19 protein-coding genes are annotated in these 20,174 nt (G+C 57.5%); 8 read left to right on the top strand and 11 right to left on the bottom strand.

The genetic code is table 11. The features are described from left to right. Positions 1 to 3 precede the first annotated feature (3 nt). Positions 4 to 762, top strand: a complete 759-nt coding sequence (rsmJ, locus tag ACCW71_RS09580) for a 16S rRNA (guanine(1516)-N(2))-methyltransferase RsmJ (protein ID WP_436370958.1) — start codon at positions 4 to 6, stop codon at positions 760 to 762. A gap of 193 nt (positions 763 to 955) precedes the next feature. Here rsmJ and ACCW71_RS09575 read toward each other — a convergent pair whose 3' ends face one another. Next, entirely contained in the window at positions 956 to 1,222 is a 267-nt protein-coding gene (locus ACCW71_RS09575; RefSeq protein WP_436370957.1) for a hypothetical protein, read from the bottom strand. A gap of 326 nt (positions 1,223 to 1,548) precedes the next feature. Beyond that, positions 1,549 to 1,986, bottom strand: coding sequence for a universal stress protein UspA (uspA, locus tag ACCW71_RS09570; RefSeq protein WP_436370956.1), 438 nt, complete (start codon positions 1,984 to 1,986; stop codon positions 1,549 to 1,551). A 414-nt stretch (positions 1,987 to 2,400) separates the two neighbouring features. On the opposite strand from uspA, the gene uspB reads away from it, so the two are divergent. Continuing rightward, positions 2,401 to 2,736 (top strand): universal stress protein UspB, encoded by a 336-nt coding sequence (uspB, locus tag ACCW71_RS09565; protein WP_436370955.1) that lies wholly within the window; start codon positions 2,401 to 2,403, stop codon positions 2,734 to 2,736. A 35-nt stretch (positions 2,737 to 2,771) separates the two neighbouring features. On the opposite strand, the gene pitA is transcribed toward uspB, so the two are convergent. Next, positions 2,772 to 4,274 carry an inorganic phosphate transporter PitA gene (gene pitA / locus ACCW71_RS09560; protein ID WP_436371015.1) on the bottom strand — a complete coding sequence of 501 codons (1,503 nt, stop codon included), beginning with the start codon at positions 4,272 to 4,274 and terminating at the stop codon, positions 2,772 to 2,774. Positions 4,275 to 4,517: 243 nt separating this feature from the next. Here pitA and ACCW71_RS09555 point away from each other — a divergent pair, with 243 nt between their 5' ends. Next, positions 4,518 to 5,702: an NAD(P)/FAD-dependent oxidoreductase gene (locus ACCW71_RS09555; RefSeq protein WP_436370954.1), complete on the top strand. Its 1,185-nt coding sequence runs from the start codon at positions 4,518 to 4,520 to the stop codon at positions 5,700 to 5,702. Position 5,703: 1 nt separating this feature from the next. Here ACCW71_RS09555 and ACCW71_RS09550 read toward each other — a convergent pair whose 3' ends face one another. Then, positions 5,704 to 6,690, bottom strand: a complete 987-nt coding sequence (locus ACCW71_RS09550; RefSeq protein ID WP_436370953.1) for an aldo/keto reductase — start codon at positions 6,688 to 6,690, stop codon at positions 5,704 to 5,706. A 285-nt stretch (positions 6,691 to 6,975) separates the two neighbouring features. Here ACCW71_RS09550 and ACCW71_RS09545 point away from each other — a divergent pair, with 285 nt between their 5' ends. From ACCW71_RS09545 to ACCW71_RS09535, 3 genes are all read left to right on the top strand, one after another. Then, positions 6,976 to 7,173, top strand: a complete 198-nt coding sequence (locus ACCW71_RS09545) for a hypothetical protein (protein ID WP_436370952.1) — start codon at positions 6,976 to 6,978, stop codon at positions 7,171 to 7,173. A 1-nt stretch (position 7,174) separates the two neighbouring features. Beyond that, the gene (locus ACCW71_RS09540; protein ID WP_436370951.1) at positions 7,175 to 8,002 is read left to right on the top strand and encodes a hypothetical protein; all 828 of its coding nucleotides are present in this window, start codon (positions 7,175 to 7,177) and stop codon (positions 8,000 to 8,002) included. A gap of 120 nt (positions 8,003 to 8,122) precedes the next feature. Further along, positions 8,123 to 8,800 carry an SDR family oxidoreductase gene (locus ACCW71_RS09535; protein ID WP_436370950.1) on the top strand — a complete coding sequence of 226 codons (678 nt, stop codon included), beginning with the start codon at positions 8,123 to 8,125 and terminating at the stop codon, positions 8,798 to 8,800. Between the two features lie 15 nt (positions 8,801 to 8,815). On the opposite strand, the gene ACCW71_RS09530 is transcribed toward ACCW71_RS09535, so the two are convergent. Further along, entirely contained in the window at positions 8,816 to 10,204 is a 1,389-nt protein-coding gene (locus ACCW71_RS09530; protein ID WP_436370949.1) for a sugar porter family MFS transporter, read from the bottom strand. 259 nt (positions 10,205 to 10,463) lie between these two features. Here ACCW71_RS09530 and ACCW71_RS09525 point away from each other — a divergent pair, with 259 nt between their 5' ends. Continuing rightward, positions 10,464 to 11,123: an epoxyqueuosine reductase QueH gene (locus tag ACCW71_RS09525; RefSeq protein ID WP_436370948.1), complete on the top strand. Its 660-nt coding sequence runs from the start codon at positions 10,464 to 10,466 to the stop codon at positions 11,121 to 11,123. Here the strand turns inward: ACCW71_RS09525 and ACCW71_RS09520 are convergent, their stop codons facing one another. Continuing rightward, positions 11,124 to 11,621, bottom strand: coding sequence for a helix-turn-helix domain-containing protein (locus ACCW71_RS09520; RefSeq protein WP_436370947.1), 498 nt, complete (start codon positions 11,619 to 11,621; stop codon positions 11,124 to 11,126). 345 nt (positions 11,622 to 11,966) lie between these two features. Between ACCW71_RS09520 and ACCW71_RS09515 the strand changes: the two genes are divergently transcribed. Next, positions 11,967 to 12,983 carry an alpha/beta fold hydrolase gene (locus ACCW71_RS09515; RefSeq protein ID WP_436370946.1) on the top strand — a complete coding sequence of 339 codons (1,017 nt, stop codon included), beginning with the start codon at positions 11,967 to 11,969 and terminating at the stop codon, positions 12,981 to 12,983. Between the two features lie 17 nt (positions 12,984 to 13,000). Here ACCW71_RS09515 and ACCW71_RS09510 read toward each other — a convergent pair whose 3' ends face one another. The 5 genes from ACCW71_RS09510 to uxuA form a co-directional block, all read right to left on the bottom strand. Beyond that, complete coding sequence (locus tag ACCW71_RS09510) at positions 13,001 to 13,969, bottom strand: diguanylate cyclase domain-containing protein (protein ID WP_436370945.1); 969 nt, start codon at positions 13,967 to 13,969, stop codon at positions 13,001 to 13,003. A 103-nt stretch (positions 13,970 to 14,072) separates the two neighbouring features. After that, on the bottom strand, positions 14,073 to 15,050 hold the full coding sequence (hemB, locus tag ACCW71_RS09505) for a porphobilinogen synthase (protein ID WP_436370944.1): 978 nt from the start codon (positions 15,048 to 15,050) through the stop codon (positions 14,073 to 14,075). 127 nt (positions 15,051 to 15,177) lie between these two features. Continuing rightward, on the bottom strand, positions 15,178 to 16,683 hold the full coding sequence (gene proP / locus ACCW71_RS09500; protein WP_436370943.1) for a glycine betaine/L-proline transporter ProP: 1,506 nt from the start codon (positions 16,681 to 16,683) through the stop codon (positions 15,178 to 15,180). Between the two features lie 427 nt (positions 16,684 to 17,110). After that, positions 17,111 to 18,721: an EAL domain-containing protein gene (locus tag ACCW71_RS09495; protein ID WP_436370942.1), complete on the bottom strand. Its 1,611-nt coding sequence runs from the start codon at positions 18,719 to 18,721 to the stop codon at positions 17,111 to 17,113. A 263-nt stretch (positions 18,722 to 18,984) separates the two neighbouring features. Then, positions 18,985 to 20,169 (bottom strand): mannonate dehydratase, encoded by a 1,185-nt coding sequence (uxuA, locus tag ACCW71_RS09490; RefSeq protein ID WP_436370941.1) that lies wholly within the window; start codon positions 20,167 to 20,169, stop codon positions 18,985 to 18,987. Positions 20,170 to 20,174 lie beyond the last annotated feature (5 nt).

Below are 20,174 nucleotides of genomic sequence, written 5' to 3'. Positions count from 1 at the left end.
TTCGTGAACATCTGTTTACTTGATGAATCAGGCGCCGGAGACGGCGCCTTATCACTTTTAGCGCAGCGCTGGCAGCTGACGCACGATGACAACGCACCGCTGGCGCTGGTCCAGACCCCGACCCATCTTGAACTGCGTAAGCGTGATGAGCCGAAGCTGGGCGGCATCTTCGTCGACTTTGTCAGCGGGGCGATGGCGCATCGCCGTCGCTTTGGCGGCGGACGCGGGGAAGCGGTCGCCAAGGCGGTCGGCGTTAAGGGCGGTTATCTGCCGGATGTGGTGGACGCCACCGCCGGGCTGGGACGGGATGCGTTTGTGCTGGCGGCGCTGGGCTGCCGGGTGCGGATGCTGGAGCGTCACCCGGTGGTTGCGGCGCTGCTGGAGGATGGATTACAGCGCGGGTATCAGGACGCGGAGATTGGCGGCTGGCTGCGTGAGCGCCTGACGCTGATTCATGCGCCCAGTGCCCAGGCGCTGGGGGAGATCACTCCGCCACCGGATGTGGTCTATCTCGACCCGATGTATCCCCACCGGCAGAAAAGCGCGCTGGTGAAAAAGGAGATGCGGGTATTTCAGTCGCTGGTTGGCGCGGATGACGACGCCGACGCGCTGCTGGAGCCTGCCCGGCGGCTGGCGAAGAAACGCATCGTGGTTAAACGGCCCGATTACGCACCGCCGCTGGCGGGGGTAGTGACGCAGTCGGCGGTTGTCACCAAAAGCCACCGCTTCGATATTTATCCGCCCCTGGTCACGACGTTATAGAGACTAACGGAAGGTTTCAGTAACCGGTATGCGCTGAATCGGTTTCAGGCGATCATTATTTGAGACGGCGACGAAGGTAACGCTATCGGGAAATCAGCGGAAAGAGAGGTTTTAATTCTGCCTGGATAGAGATATAAAAAATGCCTGATAGTTATCAGGCATTTTTTTAGCCCTTACTGATAACGCAACCGCATTAATAGCGTGAGATTGAAGTAAAATCAGTGCCGGCTTCAGACAGGAAGCGGAAAAAGGCGCTTATCGTCTCTTTATCCAGCGCCAGCTCTAATGTTTTAAAGTTCTTGCCGGACAGCAGAGCGGCACCGGTGGTGTCACCAATGGATGCGACTGTGGTACCGAATAAATCAGAAGCATTCGTCAGTGCGTTGTTAACGCCGCCAGTCAATCCGCTCAGGCCAGCGCCGCTGACTGCTACGGTTTCAGTCTGGTTAATTTCTCGCATAATCAATATCCTTATTAAATGGTCGGTTACATTACTCTTCCCTCTCTGTTGCGGATGCAGCAGGGAGAACAGGATAAGGTATTGAAGGCCCGGAAAGCCGTCTATAGAAAAGTATCGAAAGTTGCCCTGGAAAATAAATAACGCAGTAAAGCGTTATCGGTTAAAAGGCTGCTTATTTCCGGAAGAGAGATTTTTATTTTGCCTTGTTAATTTTTTAACAGGTTGATTGCGTGGTTTTTGCGAAAGATTTATCAGCCGCGTTGTGGCGACTCTCCACTGTAAAAAAAGCCGGCATTGCGCCGGCTTTTATCATCGGGGAGCTTCCCTTACGCCTCTTCTTCATCGCGCAGTGGCACAATCAGCATGTCGATATGCACGGTGTTGATCAGCTGACGCGCCGAGGACATCAGCTTGCTCCAGAAGTCCTGATGGTGACCACAGACCACCAGATCGACGTCATACTTTTTAATCGCATCCACCAGCACCTGGCCCAGATCGCCACTGCCGCTCAGGGTTTCGCTGATCGGATAGCCTGCGGAATCTGACAGACCTTTCAGCGCCGCGTGCGTCTCTTCAGAGATGCGCTTCTGCATATCCCCTAAGTTGACATCAATCAGGCCGGTATAGAGATCTGAGTAGTTCACATCGACATGGATCAGGGAAATTCTGGCATCGTACGGGCGGGCCAGTGAAACGGCTTTATCCACCAGTAACTGACTTTCAGGGGAAAGGTCTACTGCAATCAGGATATGTTTGTAAGCCATGATAAAACTCCTTTCACGAGATTAAGAATGGCATCCGGTCTTCCTGCCCGTCACTGCTTAGCGAAGTCCTTTGCGCGAGCGGGCGATGAGCGTCACCAAAATGTATACCTGGGTTGCAGGTGGTTATCTTCTTATACTCTGAGTATAGCCTTCTCCGTCGCTAAATGCTGCCGTTGCCGCCTGGCTTGTGAATAAGATCAAAGCTGTGCCAGATTTGCTCGCGCTGAACGAAAATCATCGTTGGAAAAAATGTAAAGATTTCTCCTACACTGAAAAAAGGCGGTCCGGTTCACAGCCGCTCAGGGGGTCGAAAACTATCGCAGTCCGATAATTCAGTGGCGGGCTACTTCCGCAGGTCTGCTCAGCGCTTTTCCGCTGGGTCTGCTGCTGCGGTTCCGGTCGGGAGGGGAGAATATGATCAGCACTATTGCGCTTTTTTGGGCTCTTTGTGTGGTGTGTATCGTGAATATGGCGCGCTATTTTTCTTCTCTGCGCGCGCTGCTGGCGGTGTTACGGGGCTGCGATCCGCTGCTCTATCAGTATGTTGATGGCGCGGGCTTTTTCACCTCGCACGGTCAGCCGAGTAAGCAGGTGCGGCTGGTGACCTACATCTGGGCGAAACGCTATCTGGACCACCATGACGATGAGTTTATCCGGCGCTGCGAGCGGGTACGGGGGCAGTTTATCCTGACCAGCGCGCTGTGTGGACTGGTGGTGATAAGCCTGGTGGCGATGGCGATCTGGCATTAAAAAAGGGCGACCGGAGTCGCCCTTTTCAGCTGGCGTTACACCAGTTTTAACGCTATCCAGTAGAGCGAGCCTGACAGCACGATACAGACCGGCAGTGTGAAGATCCACGCCATGGCGATGTTCTTGATGGTCCGGCTCTGCAATCCTCCGCCATCAACCAGCATGGTACCGGCAACGGACGAGGAGAGGATGTGGGTGGTGGAGACCGGCATCCCGGTATAGCTGGCGACGCCAATCGACAGCGCAGCCGTTACCTGAGCTGACATCCCCTGCGCATAGGTCATGCCTTTTTTACCGATCTTCTCACCGATGGTGGTAGCGACACGACGCCAGCCAATCATGGTGCCCACGCCCAGCGCCAGGGCAACCGCCACAATAATCCAGACCGGCGCATACTCGATAGTACCCAGCAGATCGCTCTTCAGCTTATTGAGGAAGCGCTGGTCATCCGGGGTGGTTTCCGGCAGCTTGGCCGCTTTGTCGGCGGTGTCAGAGATACAGAGCAGCAGACGACGCATCTGGCCGCGCTGTTCCACCGTCAGCTGATCGTAGCTTTGCAGGTTATTCAGCAGCAGCTGTGCGCGCTGTACCGCCTGTAATGCGCGGGCGCTGTCACAGTGGAACTCCTGCGGGCTGGCTGCTGGCACTTCTTCCGGGGTAGGCAGCTTCGGCGGTGCCATCTGGATAATGTGGGTCAGCGAGGCGTTGTGCTGCTGATAATACTGCTCCAGATGATTAACCGCGTCGCGGGTGCGGGTGATGTCGTAACCGGAGGCATTCATATTCACCACGAAACCGGCCGGGGCCACGCCAATCAGCACCAGCATGATCAGGCCAATCCCTTTCTGGCCGTCGTTCGCGCCATGTGAGTAGCTCACGCCGATGGCGGAGACAATCAGGGCGATACGGGTCCAGAACGGCGGCTTTTTCTTGCCGTCGATCTTCTCGCGGTCAGCGGGCGTCATATGGATGCGTGCACGCTTTTTGGTGCTGCTCCAGTAGCGACGCAGCATAAAGATTAAGCTGCCCGCGATCACCAGACCAACAATCGGCGACAGGATCAGTGAAAGGAAGATATTCAGCACTTTGGGGATGTTAAGCGCATCCACCACCGAGGTGCCGTTCATCAGGGCGTTGGTCAGGCCGATACCGATAATGGCACCGATCAGGGTATGGGAGCTGGAGGCCGGCAGACCGAGATACCAGGTGCCGAGGTTCCAGATGATCGCCGCCAGCAGCATAGAAAACACCATGGCGAGACCGTGGGCCGATCCGACATTCAGCAGCAGATCGGTGGGAAGCATATGAACAATAGCGTAGGCGACACTCAATCCACCGAGCAGCACGCCAAAGAAGTTGAAGACACCCGCCATAACCACAGCAAGCTGGGCACGCATGGCACGGGTATAGATGACCGTCGCAACTGCGTTGGCCGTGTCGTGGAAGCCGTTGATTGCTTCATAAAACAATACAAACAGCAGGGCAAGAACCAATAACAGGCCAGTACTGAGGTCTAGACCAGCAAACAGATGTAGCATAAACGTTACGCCATTTTTGGAGGACATGAACGCGGCGCATTATCCGCGACAACGTGCGGTATGGGAAAGTAAAATATAGCGCTAATTTTATCTTTCACCGCCCGGTTTGGGACTAAGCCGGTGAAAAAGGTCTATATATTAGTCGGTTACAATATGACACATTTACGGCAAATTTTTGACGCTGGCGTCTGTGTAAGCAGATCACTACAATCTGCGCCTTTCCCGTTAAGTGAGTGAGCCGCCGTGGAACAGTTTGACGTTATCATCATTGGTGCCGGTGCCGCCGGCCTGTTCTGTGCCGCCCAGGCCGGACAGCGCGGTCGCCGCGTATTGCTGCTGGATAACGGCAAAAAAGCGGGCCGTAAGATTCTGATGTCGGGCGGCGGCCGCTGCAACTTCACCAACCTCTATACCGAACCGGCGGCCTATCTGTCGCACAATCCCCACTTCTGTAAATCGGCGCTGGCGCGTTATACCCAGTGGGATTTTATCGATCTTGTCAATCGTCACGCTATCGCCTGGCATGAGAAAACCCTGGGTCAGCTGTTCTGTGACGACTCCGCGCAGCAGATTGTCGATCTGCTGCTGGCCGAATGTGACAAGGGCAACGTCACCCTGCGGCTGCGCAGTGAGGTGCTCAGTGTGGCGCGCGATGAGAACGGCTACACCCTGCAACTCAACGGCAGCACGGTGCAGGCGGAAAAGCTGGTGATTGCCAGTGGCGGCCTGTCGATGCCGGGCCTCGGCGCGTCGCCGTTTGGCTATAAAATCGCTGAGCAGTTCGGGTTAAGCGTTTTTCCGACCCGTGCCGCGCTGGTGCCCTTTACCCTGCACAAGCCGCTGCTGGAGCAGTTGCAGACTCTCTCCGGCGTGGCGCTGGAGACCACCATCGACGCTCAGGATGGCACCCGCTTTAAAGAGGCGATGCTGTTTACCCATCGCGGCCTGTCGGGTCCGGCGGTGTTGCAGATCTCCAGCTACTGGCAGCCCGGCGAGTTCGTCACTATCGATCTCTCACCCGCCACGCCGCTCGACGCCTTTCTGACGGCGCAGCGTGAGGCCCACCCCAATCTCAGCCTGAAAAACAGCCTGGCGAAAATCGTGCCGAAACGGCTGGTTGAGGTGTTGCAGGCGCTGAAGGTGGTGCCGGACATCACCCTGAAGCAGCTCAACAGTCGGCAGCAGGCGGAGCTGGTGCAGACGCTGCACGCCTGGCGCGTACAGCCCAACGGCACCGAAGGCTATCGCACGGCGGAAGTGACGCTGGGCGGGGTGGATACCACTCAGCTCTCCTCGAAAACCATGGAGGCCCGCGCAGTGCCGGGGCTCTATTTTATCGGCGAAGTGGTGGATGTGACCGGCTGGCTGGGTGGCTATAACTTCCAGTGGGCCTGGAGTTCCGCCTGGGCCTGCGCCCAGGCGTTGTAGACTACCAACGCTGATGCACGTGAGGCGCGATCTTCTGCTGATAGATCTGCTTCAATGCCGCCATGGTCTCGGCGGAGATCGCCGCGACGTCGCTGGCGCGGGCGTTGGCTTCAGCCTGTTCGCGGTTTTTCGCGCCAGGGATCACCACGCTGACCTCCTCGTTCATCAGGATCCAGCGCAGCGCGAACATCGCCATCGTGATGTCGCCCGGCACGTAGCGGCGAATCTCTTCCACCGCCTCCAGCGCCACCTCATAGGGTACGCCGGAAAAAGTTTCACCCTTGTCGAACTCTTCACCATTGCGGTTAAAGTGGCGGTGATCGTCAGCGGCAAACACGCTGTCGGCGCGCATTTTGCCGGTCAGCAGGCCGGAGGCGAGCGGCACACGGGCGATAATCGCCACATCGCGCTGCTTCGCCTCATGCAGTAGCCGCTCAGCCGGACGCTGACGGAAGAGGTTGTAAATCAGCTGAATCGACGAGACGTTGGGAAACTCCAGCGCCTTCAGACCCTCTTCCACTTTCTCCACCGACACGCCGTAATGGCGGATTTTCCCGGCGGCCACCATCTCATCCATCACCGCGAACACCTCCGGGTTGTAGTAGACCTCGGTCGGCGGGCAGTGCAGCTGTACCAGATCCAGCGTCCCGGTTTGCAGGTTTTCCCTGGAGCGATCGATAAAGTCATTGAGATTTTTGGCGTTGTAGCCGTCAGCCACATGCGGAGAAAGACGCCGCCCCAGCTTGGTTGCCACAAAAGGGCGCTCGCCGCCGCGCTGATTCAGCACCTCAGCGATAATTTTTTCCGAGCGGCCATCGCCATAGACATCGGCGGTATCAATAAAGGTGACGCCCGCATCCAGTGCGGCGTTCAGCGCGGCTTTCGCATCTTCCAGGCTCACTTCGCCCCAGGTCCCGCCAATGGCCCATGCGCCGAAGCCGATTTCAGAGACGCGCTGACCGGTACGACCTAACGTGCGTTGTTTCATCTACACTTTCCTCAGTTCATTTCAGACAGGAATGACAGTCAGTTTGAGCTTAGCCCTAACCGGCAGAAAAAAAGGGGATCGCTTTCGCGGCTATGCCATGGAAGCCGCACCGGGCGCGATGGCCAATCTCATGGTTATGCTCAGGATTTCCGCGCCAGAGCGCCGAAAACAGGCCGCTGCCGCTTCGCTAATTAATTGATTTTAAGAAATTTCACCCGAAATTAATCAGGCGAGAGTGTGGATTCGGTCACATACTTGGTTTTTCAGGTCAGGAAGTGGATCGCCATGTTTACCTTTATCAAGTCGCTCTTTGCCAGTCCCGACAAATTCCTGCAAATCATGTCCCGTGAGGATATTAACGACTCTATCGCTGAGGGAGAGCGCATCATTATTGATGAGAACGGCAATATCTCGGTCAATACGCTAAGCGAAGAAGTACACGAAGATTTTGCCCGCCATGTAAATACGCTAAAGGGAGTCTGAGGTGGGTACCGCAATATTCATGGTATTGATGGTCAGTGGTTACTGGTATACCAGCCGCGATTTAAACAGCCGCTTTAAAATCCGACGCTCATCCGGCTGGGACGTCTATTTCCTGGTGGCGCTCTATGGCTGTATTTTCGTTTTGCAGGGCGTGTTTGCTACCGGCATCATCTGGTTAATCCTGCTGGCGATCTCCGCGCTGGCCAACGGCGTGCAGATGATCCCCGGCGTCCATCTGAAGTGGCAGATGGAGTTTATGAACTGGAGCTTTCTGGGGATTCAGGCTCCGGTCGTGGTGATGCTGATTTTCGCCATCCTCTTCTGCCTCTATCGCTCCAACTGGGCCGGCAGCGCCCGACTCAACGTCTCAGGTCGTAAAGATCTCTATCAGCAACTGTCGCGCTCCAATGGGGTGGAACAGTTGCTGTTTCAGTGCATGGAAGAGGGGGAACTGGCGTGGATTACCCTGAAGTCGCGCCGCATCTATATCGGCATGATTCATGCCTCGACCTTTGAATATGAGAGCACTAAAAACATCGTGCTGATCCCGATGCTGAGCGGCTACCGCGACAGCAAAACCCTGAAGCTGGCGGTGGAGCATAACTACAGCAAATGGTACGCCGAGCATGACATTACGCTCGACTCGAAACCCAAAGATGCGATGTCGTTCCGTAAAGTGATTATGGTTGACCAGATCGAAAGCCTGTCGCTGTTCGATCCCGCCAGCGCCACCGCACTCTCGATGGGGCATCCGCAGGAAGTGGAGAAGAGTCAGGGCAGCGATGAGGACGACAGCCCGGATGATGAACGCCGCGGCGCACCGGATTAAGCCGAGCCGTTTTTCTCACCTCTCTGTCGCTCAGGCGATCGCGCGGATAAAAGCACAGCCAGCCGCCTGCCGCGCAAATTTATCGTTAAGATTAAGATGAGCAGATCAACGGGAGTGAATATGACTCAGCAGGGTAAGGTGTTAATTATTGGCGCTTCACGTGGTATCGGCCTGGCGGTGGCGCAGGCTTTTGCCGGGCAGGGCTGGCAGGTCAGCGCGACGCACCGCAGCGGCGTCCCGGCGGCGGGCAACCAGCCTGAAATCCACTGGCATGCGCTGGATATGACGCAGGCAGCGGCGGTGCAGCAGTTTGCCCGCCAGTTCAGCGGCGCGCAGTTTGACGCGATGCTGATCAACGCCGGTATCTCAGGACCGGCGCATCAGCAGCTGGCGCAAAGCAGTGACCAGGAGCTGGCGCAGCTGTTCCTGACCAACGCAGTGGCACCGGTACGCAGCGCAGAGATCCTGCTGCCGCTGCTGAAGCAGAACGGCGTGCTGGCGCTGACCTCATCGCAGCTCGGCAGCCTGAATGAGAATCCGCAGGCCACGATGCCGATCTACGCCGCCAGTAAAGCGGCCCTCAACATGCTGAGCCGGACGCTGGTCGCGGCGGTGGAGGCGCAGGACGGGACGCTGCTGACGCTGCATCCCGGCTGGGTGAAAACCGATATGGGCGGCGAGAGCGCGCCCTTAACGGCGGAAGAGAGCGCTGCCGGGATTGTCCGGCAACTGACCGGCTGGCAGGGCCGGGGCGGTCATCACTACGTCGACTACGCCGGTCAGTCGCTGCACTGGTAAACGCACGCGGGGCGGTTACGCCCCGATGTCCCGCAGCGCTTTGCCTTTCATCAGATTGCTTTCGATATGCTCCAGCGTGACATGCTTGGTCTCAGGCACCAGCATCATCGTCAGCACGATAAACACCAGGTTGAGCGCACCATACAGCCAGAAGGTGTTGGCATTGCCCAGCTGATCGAGCAGCGTCAGGAAGGTGGCACCCACAATCATGTTGCCGACCCAGTTGGTGGTGGTGGAGACGGTAATGCCGAAATCACGCCCTTTCAGCGGCTGAATCTCTGAACAGAGCAGCCAGATCACCGGTCCGGCCGCCATCGCAAAGCCGACAATAAACATCAGCAGCATCGCCACCGCGAAATATTTGCGGAAATCTGTTTCAACGCCGATGTGCAACAGCGTTCCCAGCACCCCCATCCCCACCGCCATCACCAGAAAACTGGTGGTCAGCATCGGTTTACGGCCCCAGCGGTCCACGAAGAAGATCGCAATCAGCGTCGCCAGCATGTTGACCAGCCCGACAATCACCGTGCCCCACATCTGCTCACTGGTGCTGGAGAAACCGGCAATATTGAAGATTTTAGGCGCGTAGTACATCACCACGTTCATCCCGGTGAACTGCTGCATGATCTGCAACAGCATCCCCAGCCAGACCGCGCGGCGGAAGTTGCTATTCAGGCGAAACAGTGACCAGCCGCGCTGCTTCACCTGGAGGCTTTCGCGGATCTCCTCCAGCTCTTGCCGCGCCTGATCGTTGCTGCTGCGCAGCCGGTCCAGCACCCGCTGCGCTTCGTTGAAGCGCCCATGTGCCGCCAGCCAGCGCGGGCTGTTAGGCAGAAACAGCACGCCGACAAACAGGATCACCGCCGGAATGGCGATCACTCCGAGCATGCCGCGCCAGTTGCCGCTGTAGCTGAACGCGGTGTCAGAGAGATAAGCCACCACGATGCCGGTGGTCAGCATCAGCTGATACATCGAAATCATCGAGCCACGCACCCGCTCCGGCGCAATTTCCGCCAGATAGAGCGGCGCGGTGTAAGAGGCGATCCCCACCGCCAGACCGAGCATCACCCTGGCGCAGACCAGCGATTCGACGTCGGGTGAAAACGCCGACCAGAGCGAGCCAATTACAAACAGCGTCGCACCCGCCAGCATACTTTTCTTGCGCCCCAGTTTTGATGACATCCAGCCAGCCGCCAGCGCGCCCAGCGCCGCGCCGAACATCATCGAGCTGACCACCCACTCCTGCTGATGGCTGGTGATCTGCAACTCTTTCGCCAGGAAGGGTAAGGCACCGGCAATCACGCCAATATCCAGGCCAAACAGCAGCCCGGAGAGGGCGGCCATAAAGCAGACGAACCAGGTAAAGCGGTTGTGATGATTTCCCGATTTTGAAGCTGCACCCATGCGGCTCTCCTTGTGGTGATCCAATGTCAATATTGTTAATGTTATGTAAACATAGCTGATGCCAATGAGGGACAGGTCACACTTCTGCCCATCCCTGTGGTCGTGGGCGGAGAAACCATTAGAGATCAGCGGGGTGACAGAGAGGCGGGGAGCCGCGCCGGCGCACGATTAGGCAAAACCGCCCGCCACGACTCAATTTTTGCAACTGCCTGGCTGCGGCATTACACTGCCGCTTTTCAGCCATTGATTGAAGGTGCTTATGTCTCAGCCTTTTCAGCGCCAGCCGCTGCCCTTACCGGGCGGCCATAATAAAGTCCTGCTGCACTCCTGCTGCGCCCCCTGCTCGGGTGAAGTGATGGAAGCGATGCTGGCTTCCGGCATTGAATACACCATCTATTTCTACAACCCGAATATTCATCCGCTCAAAGAGTATGAGCTGCGTAAAGAGGAGAATATTCGCTTTGCCGAAAAATTTGGCGTGCCCTTTGTCGATGCCGACTATGACCGGGACAACTGGTTTGAACGGGCGCGCGGGTTGGAGTGGTCCCCGGAGCGGGGTGAACGCTGCACCATGTGCTTTGATATGCGGTTTGAGCGCACCGCGCTCTATGCCCATGAAAATGGCTTTCCGGTTATCACCAGCTGCCTGGGGATTTCACGCTGGAAAGATATGAAGCAGATTAATGACTGCGGTGTCCGGGCGGCGGCCCGTTATCCCGACCTGCTCTACTGGGAATTTAACTGGCGTAAAGGCGGCGGCTCGGCGCGCATGATTGAAATCAGCAAGCGCGAGAATTTTTATCAGCAGGAATATTGTGGCTGCATCTATTCGCTGCGCGACACCAATCGTCATCGCGTTGCCCAGGGGCGCGAACGGATTCAGATTGGTGTGCAATATTACCAGCCGGATGAGTCCTGATTAAAACCGCTGTGGAACAGGGGCAAGGATCACAAAGCCGCAGCAGGAAACCTTAACAGCCCGGACGGGGGCGTCACAACGCTCTGGCTCGGCTGCGGGCCGGGCATAACTGCACTGTCCGCAGGGATCCGCCCCCGATGAGAGCGGCGGCGCACCCGCATTAAACGGGCGTTTGCGACAGGCGCTCGGCGTGCAGCCCATCACCTGCTTAAAGGCGCGGGTGAAGGATTGCTGGCTTTCAAAATGGTATTTCAGCGCCAGGGTGATAATGGGTGTGCGGCTATTTTTCAGCTCATAGATGCTGGCAATGAGTTTCTGCTTACGAATATAGCGTGCCAGCGTTTCGTCGTGATAACGGGCAAAAAGTTTCTGCAAATACCATTTCGAATAACCCGCTTTACAGGCAATGTCATCGATGCTTAACCGTTGATCCAGGTGGCAATTAATCCACTCGGTGACAGAAATGATAACACTTTCGTTATATTTATTTTCATTCATAAAACCCTTCCCCCTGTTTTCTTCAGAATATTCTAATTTAATTTCCCCTGCGGTGTTGAGCCTTTGCGTAAAGATTTTTCAGGTTTTGAATCGATATTTCCTCGCCATAGTCATTTGACTAACGTGTATTACTAAAAAGAAGGAGTTGTGATTTATTTGTTGTTTATCGGGGCGGCGGATAATAATGGCCGGGTGAAATAATCACTCTGACAGAAATGTCGCCCGGCTTAATTCCCCGACCGATAAAACGGCTGTCCGACAGTATTAAATTCGCACCGCGCATCAATAGACTTTTGCTGATGAGATGCCAGGCTTACTCTCCACCCTGACTCTGGAGAACCCCGGATGAGATTTGTGTTGAAAAGTGCGCTCGCCGCCTTGCTCGCCGCGCTGGCTTCAGGCGCGAACCTGGCTGCCCATGCCGCCCCGGTTTATGGCGAACAGCTGGAAGGGTTTCACTATCCCCATCCTTTGCAGCATTTTGACTTTCAATCCCAGCAGCAGTCGCTGAGCATGGGCTATATGGATGTCAGACCGCCACAGCAGGCCAACGGGAAAACCTTGGTGCTGCTGCACGGCAAGAACTTCTGTGGGGCGACCTGGCAGGCGACCATCCGGGCGCTGAGCCAGCAGGGCTATCGGGTGGTTGTGCCCGATCAGATTGGCTTCTGTAGTTCGACCAAGCCCGCCAGTTATCAGTACAGCTTCCAGCAGCTGGCGCAGAATACCCATCAGCTGCTCGCCCGGCTGGGGGTGGAGCAGGCGGTGATCATCGGCCACTCGACCGGCGGTATGCTGGCAACCCGCTATGCGCTGATGTACCCGCAACAGACGCAGAAGCTGGTGCTGGTTAACCCGATTGGGCTGGAGGACTGGAAAGCCAAAGGCGCGCCGTGGCGTTCGGTGGATCAGTGGTATCAGCGTGAGCTCAAACTCAGCGCGGCAGGCATTAAAAAGTATGAGCAACAGACCTACTATGCCGGGCGCTGGAAACCAGAGTATGACCAGTGGGTCGATATGCTGGCCGGACTTAACCGCGGGCCAGGCCACCAGAAGGTGGCGTGGAACTCCGCCTTAATCTACGACATGATCTTCACCCAGCCGGTGTTCTATGAGTTCGGCGATCTTCGGGTGCCCACCACGCTGATGATCGGCACCGCGGACACCACCGCCATCGGCAGCGACATCGCTTCAGCGGCGGTGAAAGCGCGGCTCGGTGATTACGCGGTGCTGGGGAAAGAGGCCGCAAAACGCATTCCGGGCGCGCGCTTAATCGAGTTTCCCGGCATGGGGCATGCGCCACAGATGGAGGCGCCGGTGAAATTTAATCAGACGCTGCTCGACGATCTGGCGCGTCCCTGAACCGGCGGTGCCTGACCTCAGACCACCGCACGTTTCTGCTTTTTACTGAGGTACATCCGCTGGTCGCTGGCGTGCAGCAGCTGCTCCAGCGACTGCGGGTGCGCCGCGTCAAACTCCACCACACCGGCGGAGAATTGCAGATGGTAGCGACGATTCAGGCTTATCGCCTGCTGTTGCAGGTAGCGGGCGAACTGCGCTAACAGCGCTTCGCTCTGCTGTTGTTGCAGGCCATTGAACAGCACCACAAATTCATCGCCGCCCAGCCGGGCAAAGAGATCGGAGTGCTTAAACACCACTTTCATCGCATCGGCAAAGTCCATCAGCGCCCGGTCGCCTTCGCGGTGGCCCAGCGTGTCGTTAATCTGCTTAAACCTGTCGAGATCGAGAAAGGTCAGGCTGGCGGGGCGCTTTTTCATCCGGCACTCATTCAGCACCATCTGGCCCAGCGTCATAAAGCCACGGCGATTGGTAATCTGCGTCAGCTCGTCACAGGTGGCGGCCTGAAAGGCGACCAGCTCCGCTTCGGCCATCGCCGCCAGGTCGCGCAGCGTCGCCTGATCCTCTGCATCAAACTGACGCGGCGTCTGCCCGATAATGCAGAGCGTGCCAACTTTGGCACCACCGGGGGCGCGCAGCGGACAGCCGGCATAGAAGCGGATGTGCGGTTCGCCAGTGACCAGCGGATTGTCATAAAAACGCGCATCCTGCGCCGCATCTTCAACAATCATGATCTCCTCCTGAAGGATGGTGTGCGCGCATAGCGAGATATCGCGTGACGAGCCCACCGCGTCGAAGCCCTGGGTCGATTTAAACCACTGATGCTCGGCTTCCAGCAGGCTGACCAGGGCGATGGGAACGTCAAACAGGCGACGTGCCAGGCGGGTTAAACGATCAAAACGTTCTTCGGCCGGGGTGTTCATGATGTTCAGCGCACGCAACTGCGCTAAGCGTTGTGCCTCGTCGGCAGCGATTTCAGGTGCTTTCATCACAGAGCCCTTTATGGTCGTAGCTTAAGCCAGGTTCTGGTGTTGGCCATACGGCGAGGGAGAAGAGCGTGACGTCGCCATCACGCTCTTAATGAGGAGGGGATCAGAGCACTTTTTGTTCGGCGAGATCAAGGGCGAAATAGCTGAAAATCAGGTCGGCACCGGCGCGTTTAATCGCACCGAGGCTTTCCAGCACCACATTGCGCTCATCAATCGCACCCGCCTGCGCGGCAAATTTAATCATCGCGTATTCACCGCTGACCTGGTAAGCCGCCAGCGGCAGCTCGGTGCGTTCGCGGATGTCGCGCAGAATATCCAGATAGGCACCGGCCGGTTTCACCATCAGTGAATCCGCGCCCTGGGCCGCGTCGAGCAGCGACTCACGAATCGCTTCACGGCGGTTCATCGGGTTCATCTGATACGTTTTGCGGTCGCCTTTCAGCGCGGTGCCCGCCGCTTCACGGAACGGACCGTAGAACGAGGAGGCGAACTTGGTGGAGTAGGACATGATGGCGGTCTGGGTAAAGCCTGCCGCATCCAGCGCCTGGCGGATTGCCGCCACCTGGCCATCCATCGCCGCCGACGGGGCGATGAAATCGGCACCGGCCGCCGCGGCTACCACTGCCTGTTTGCCGAGGTTGGCCAGGGTGGCATCGTTGTCGACGCCGTGGTCACACAGCACGCCGCAGTGGCCGTGGCTGGTGTATTCGCAGAAGCAGGTGTCGGACATCACGATCATTTCCGGCACCGTCTCTTTGCAGATGCGCGACATACGCGCCACCAGACCGTTCTCATTCCAGGCGTCGCTGCCGGTGGCGTCGGTGTGGTGGGAAATACCAAAGGTCATCACCGAGCGGATACCCGCTTTGGCAATGCGTTCAATCTCGTAGGCAAGACGCTTTTCCGGGATGCGCATCACGCCAGGCATCGCCTGAATCGGTTTGTAATCGTCCACTTCCTCTTCAACGAAGATGGGCAGAGCCAGGTCGTTCAGGCTCAGGGTGGACTCCTGGAACATTTCGCGCATCGAGGCGCTGGCGCGCAATCTTCTTGGGCGCTGGATAAGGGAATAATCAGACATTTTCATTCTTACGCAGGTGAAAAAAGTGACGACAGTTTACTCTCTTTGACTGCCAGGCATGAAGGTTTGTGTGCGGTAACGCGCGGGGGAAAAGTCTCTCCCGCCGGGCGGCGGGAGAGTGGAACCGTTACTCGTTGATGTCCGGGTGCTGCTGCACCAGGTTTTTGCGTTTCGCTTCCAGGCGGGCGATCTCCGCGTCAATATCTTCGATTTTATGCTCGATATTATCGTGATGCTCCTGGAGGATTTCGCGTGCCTCTTCCATATCCGACGCGGCTGGCGTTGCGCCTTTCAGCGGCTTGTTGGCGGTCTCTTTCATATAGAGGCCGGTAATCAGACCAATCACCGCCACCACCATCAGATAGTAGGCTGGCATGTAGAGGTTATTGGTGGATTCCACCAGCCAGGCGGCCAGCGTCGGCGTCAGACCGGCAATCAGTACCGAAATGTTAAAGGCACTGGCCAGCGCGCTGTAGCGGATGTGGGTCGGGAACATCGCTGGCAGCGACGACGCCATCACGCCGGTAAAGGCGTTGAGGATCACCGCCAGCAGCAGCAGACCGGCAAAAATCAGTCCCAGCACCCCGCTGTTAATCATCATGAACGCCGGGATAGCAAAGATCATCAGGGCGATACTGCCGATAATCACGAACGGACGACGGCCAAAGCGGTCACTCATCATGCCCATCATCGGCTGAACAAACAGCATCCCGATCATGATGGCGATAATAATCAGCACCCCATGATCTTCGGAGTAGTGCAGGTTGTGCGACAGGTAGCTCGGCATGTACGTCAGCAGCATGTAGTAGGTGACGTTGGTGGCGATAACCAGACCGACACAGGCCAGCAGACTGCGCCAGTGTTTGGTGGCAATCTCTTTAAACGAGACTTTCGGGCCATCCCGCAAACCTTCGCGGTCGCCCTGTTCCAGCTTATCCACATGCTGCTGGAAGGCCGGGGTCTCTTCCAGCGCATGACGCAGGTAGAGGCCGATAATGCCCAGCGGCAGGGCGACAAAGAACGGCAGACGCCAGCCCCACTCAAGGAAGCTCTCTTCGCCAATAATGGTGGAGATCAGCACCACCAGGCCCGCGCCGAGCACGAAGCCGGCAATCGAGCCGAAGTCGAGCCAGCTGCCCATAAAGCCACGTTTGCGGTCAGGCGAATATTCGGCGACAAAGATCGAGGCACCGGTATATTCCCCGCCCACCGAGAAGCCCTGAGCCATCTTCGCCAGCAGCAGCAGAATAGGGGCCCAGATGCCGATAGAGGCGTAGGAGGGTATCAGACCGATACAGAAGGTACTGACCGACATGATGATAATGGTGATGGAGAGGATTTTCTGACGACCATATTTGTCGCCCAGCATCCCGAAGAACAGACCACCCAGCGGACGGATCAGGAAGGGAACGGAGAAGGTGGCCAGCGCCGCAATCATCTGAATGCCGGGTGACGCATCCGGGAAGAACACTTTACCCAGCGCATAGGCGACAAAGCCATAAACGCCGAAGTCGAACCACTCCATCGCATTACCCAGAGAGGCTGCGGTGATGGCTTTACGTAAACGGGCATCATCGATGATAGTGACATCATCGATCCCAATTGGTTTTACACGCTTCCTACGCAATTTCATAGAATTACCCTGTAATGGAACACGAAAGTCCTCAACGGCGCGAGCCGGGTGAAGCAGTCAGACCGCTGCGTTGAGGAAATTTAAGCATAGCCGTAAAAAGGTGCGCTTTACGGCCCGGCTGACACAACAATTACTGTCGCGATTATTGTGCCAGGCGGCAGAGTATACCGTTTTTGGGTGAGATCTGTCATTTTTGAGCTAAAACTGACCCACAGAGCTATCTGTTTCGGCTATTTATCACCGCAAAAAAATTATCACACTGCGTGACGACCGCCGTTTTTTTCAGCAGATCGGCGATGGTAAAGGAGAGATTTCGGGCGGGGGCAGCGGAAACGGCGGGCGGCCGGGTTAACCGGGTGTTCCCTTTGCGGCAGGCGGGGCAAAAAAAGGGGGGCGCTCGCCGCCGCGTTGCCAAACCTGGTATGGCTTACTCGCCGTTTCGCTGCGGCGCTGCAATCGCGCTGTTTTCAGCCTGGAATGGCCGCTTTTCCTGACGATCGAGCCAGGCGAGCAGCGTGCTGTTACTCATGGGCCGGGCGTAGTAGAAGCCCTGAATAAATACCACGCCGCGCTGTTGCAGGTAGCGATACTGTAATTCGGTCTCCACCCCTTCGCCCAGCACCTCAAGTTGCAGCTTATGACTGAGGCTGATGATCGCGTCCAGCACCGGCGTCTCCCCCTCCAGCGACTCGATGGCGTTGATAAAGCCGCGGTCGATTTTCAGGTGATCCAGCGTGAAGGTCTGTAAGTAGCTCAGCGAGCAGTGGCCGGTGCCGAAATCATCAATCGCGACTTTCATCCCGCCCGCCCGCAGCTGTTGCAGCTTGCACGCCACCGCTTCGCCATCCTGGATCAGGCTGCGCTCGGTCAGCTCCAGGGTAATCCGCAGCTGCTTCTCTTTGACCCGCCCGGCGAAACAGAGCATATCGCTGACAAAATCGGGGTGTTGCAGATGGTCAGCCGCCACGTTAATCGCCAGCTGAAAACCGGGCTGCACCTGCCAGCTCTGCACATCCTCCACAATCAGATCGAGCAGATGGCGGGTCAGCGGCACAATCATCCCTTCGGCTTCCGCCGCGCTGATAAAAATATCGGGCCGGACGCCGTTGCCGTCGGGCGTGGTCCAGCGCAACAGCGCTTCCACCCCGACGCAGCGGTGCAGGCGGTTGTCATACACCGGCTGGTAGTGCGCCCTGAACTGGCCGCTGCTGATAGCGCGGCGGATCTCGTCGCGCCAGGAGATGCGGCGCTGCAACCAGTTGGCCATCAGGATCATCAGCAGAATGGAGAAGATGGCCGCCATCGGCATGATGATAAACAGCACCTGACGCCAGGCGGCGATCAGTTCGCCGGGTGAAGCCACCAGGGTAACGGAGAAGGGATAGCGGCTGGAGGCCGCCTGATAGGTCGGCGGTGCCAGCCAGCGGGACGTGGCGATTTGTGCATTGCCGAACGAAATGGGTGCGCCACCGTTGAACTGCATCGTGAAATAGTAGCGATGGGAGCTGCTGATGGCGCGCATAAAGTCGATCAGATACTGACCGTCAATCACCGCCCAGAACCCTTCGCCATCGGGCAGTTCCCGAATGAAAATCACCGCCGGGCGATCCGGCACGCCAGAGGTGCCGACAATCGACAGGCTCCACCAGGCTTTGCCGGTCACCGGCACGTCGCGCATCATCATCTCTTTGAGCTGACCGGGCTGGGAGCCATAAGCGGATGAGCAGACGATGCGATCCTGCTCCAGCTTGCCGACGGCGCGGAAATAGGGGGTCAGGGAGCCGAGGCGTTGCAGCTGGCTTTCAATCTGGTGACAGGGCTGATGCTGAAACTGACGCAGCTGGGTGATCATATCCCAGGCGCTGTCGCTCATGCGTTCCGCCTGAGAGAGCAGCGTCTTTGCGGCGCTCACCTGCTGCTGATGCACCGTGTGACGGGCATCAAGGGCAGTAAAAAATACGCCAAGGATCAGGGGCAACAGGCCGGAAACGATAATCAGCAGCCTGGCGTAGTCGCGTTTTCGTTGCAATAGCGGCACCGCAAAATCCTCTGAGTGTTATTGGCATAATGAGGAGGTGCTAATCAGGCGCGTAGCATAGCATTTCTCCGGGCGGAGCAGGTTAGCGGTTTGACGACGAACCGAACTGATTAAAGTCAATTATCGTCCAGAGATTGCGTTTATTGACACTGTTTTGCTCAGCATGACGCTTCAGCAGGGGGGAGCACGGTTGCGCAGGCGCGGGGGGAGAGGTCACAGCAGCCTGCGCCCGTCAGGAGGCGGGCGCAGGGCAGAGGAGCGACTCAGTCAGCGAAACAGATCTGCTTCAGCGCCACTTCGACACCGCGCAGCTCAGCCAGTCCTTTCAGACGGCCAATCGCCGAATAGCCGGGATTGGTGCGTTTATGCAGGTCATCCAGCATCTGATGGCCGTGATCGGGACGCATCGGGATCGCCCGGTGATTACCCGCCTGACGACGGCGCTGCTCTTCAGCCAGAATCACTTTGATCACCCCAACCATATCGACATCTCCCGCCAGATGCGCCGCCTCGTGGAAGCTGTCGGGGTTCGCTTCGCGCTGAGTGGCGCGCAGATGGACGAAGTTAATGCGGTCGGCATAGGCTTCCGCCATCGCCACCAGCGCGTTGTCGGCGCGCACGCCATAGGAGCCGGTACAGAAGCAGAAACCGTTATGCAGGCTGTCCACGGTTTCCTTCAGCCACTGCATATCCTGCTGGGTGGAGATAATGCGCGGCAGGCCGAGGATCGGGCGCGGTGGATCGTCCGGGTGCACCGCCAGTTTAACGCCCACTTCCTCCGCCACCGGCACGATAGCGCGCAAAAACGTCGCCATATGCTCGCGCAGTTTCGCCTTATCGATGCCGTCATACTGCGCCAGCTGCGCCTGAAACTGCTCCAGCGTGTAGCCCTCTTCCGCCCCCGGCAAGCCAGCGATGATATTACGAACCAGCGTCGCTTTGTCTTCCTCGCTCATCGCGGCAAACCGCTGAGCGGCGACCTGCTGCTGGTCAGCACTGTAATCCTGCTCCGCTCCCGGACGCTGCAACAGAAAGAGGTCGAAGGCGGCGAAGGCGTCGGCGTCAAAACGCAGCGCTTTTGCGCCATCCGGCAGCGTCCAGGCGAGATCGGTACGGGTCCAGTCGAGCACCGGCATAAAGTTGTAGCAGACGGTATCGATGCCGCAGGCGGCCAGATTGCGAATCGACTGCTGATAACTGGCGATGTAGCGCAGGTAGTCCCCCCGCTGGGTCTTGATCGCCTCATGCACCGGAATACTCTCCACCACCGACCAGACCAGCCCTTTTTCCGCCAGCAGCGCCTGACGCGCTTTGATCTCCTCTACCGGCCAGACTTCGCCGTTCGGGATATGGTGCAACGCTGTCACGATGCCGGTCGCGCCCGCCTGTCGCGCATCATCCAGTGAGACCGGATCGCTGGGGCCGTACCATCGCCATGTATGTTCCATTTTTA

The sequence above is a fragment of the Pantoea sp. C2G6 genome, assembly GCF_051336815.1.
Lineage (GTDB): Bacteria > Pseudomonadota > Gammaproteobacteria > Enterobacterales > Enterobacteriaceae > Pantoea.
The sequence above is the reverse complement of the archived record's forward strand: the minus strand, read 5'-3'. Positions and strand labels throughout refer to the sequence as shown.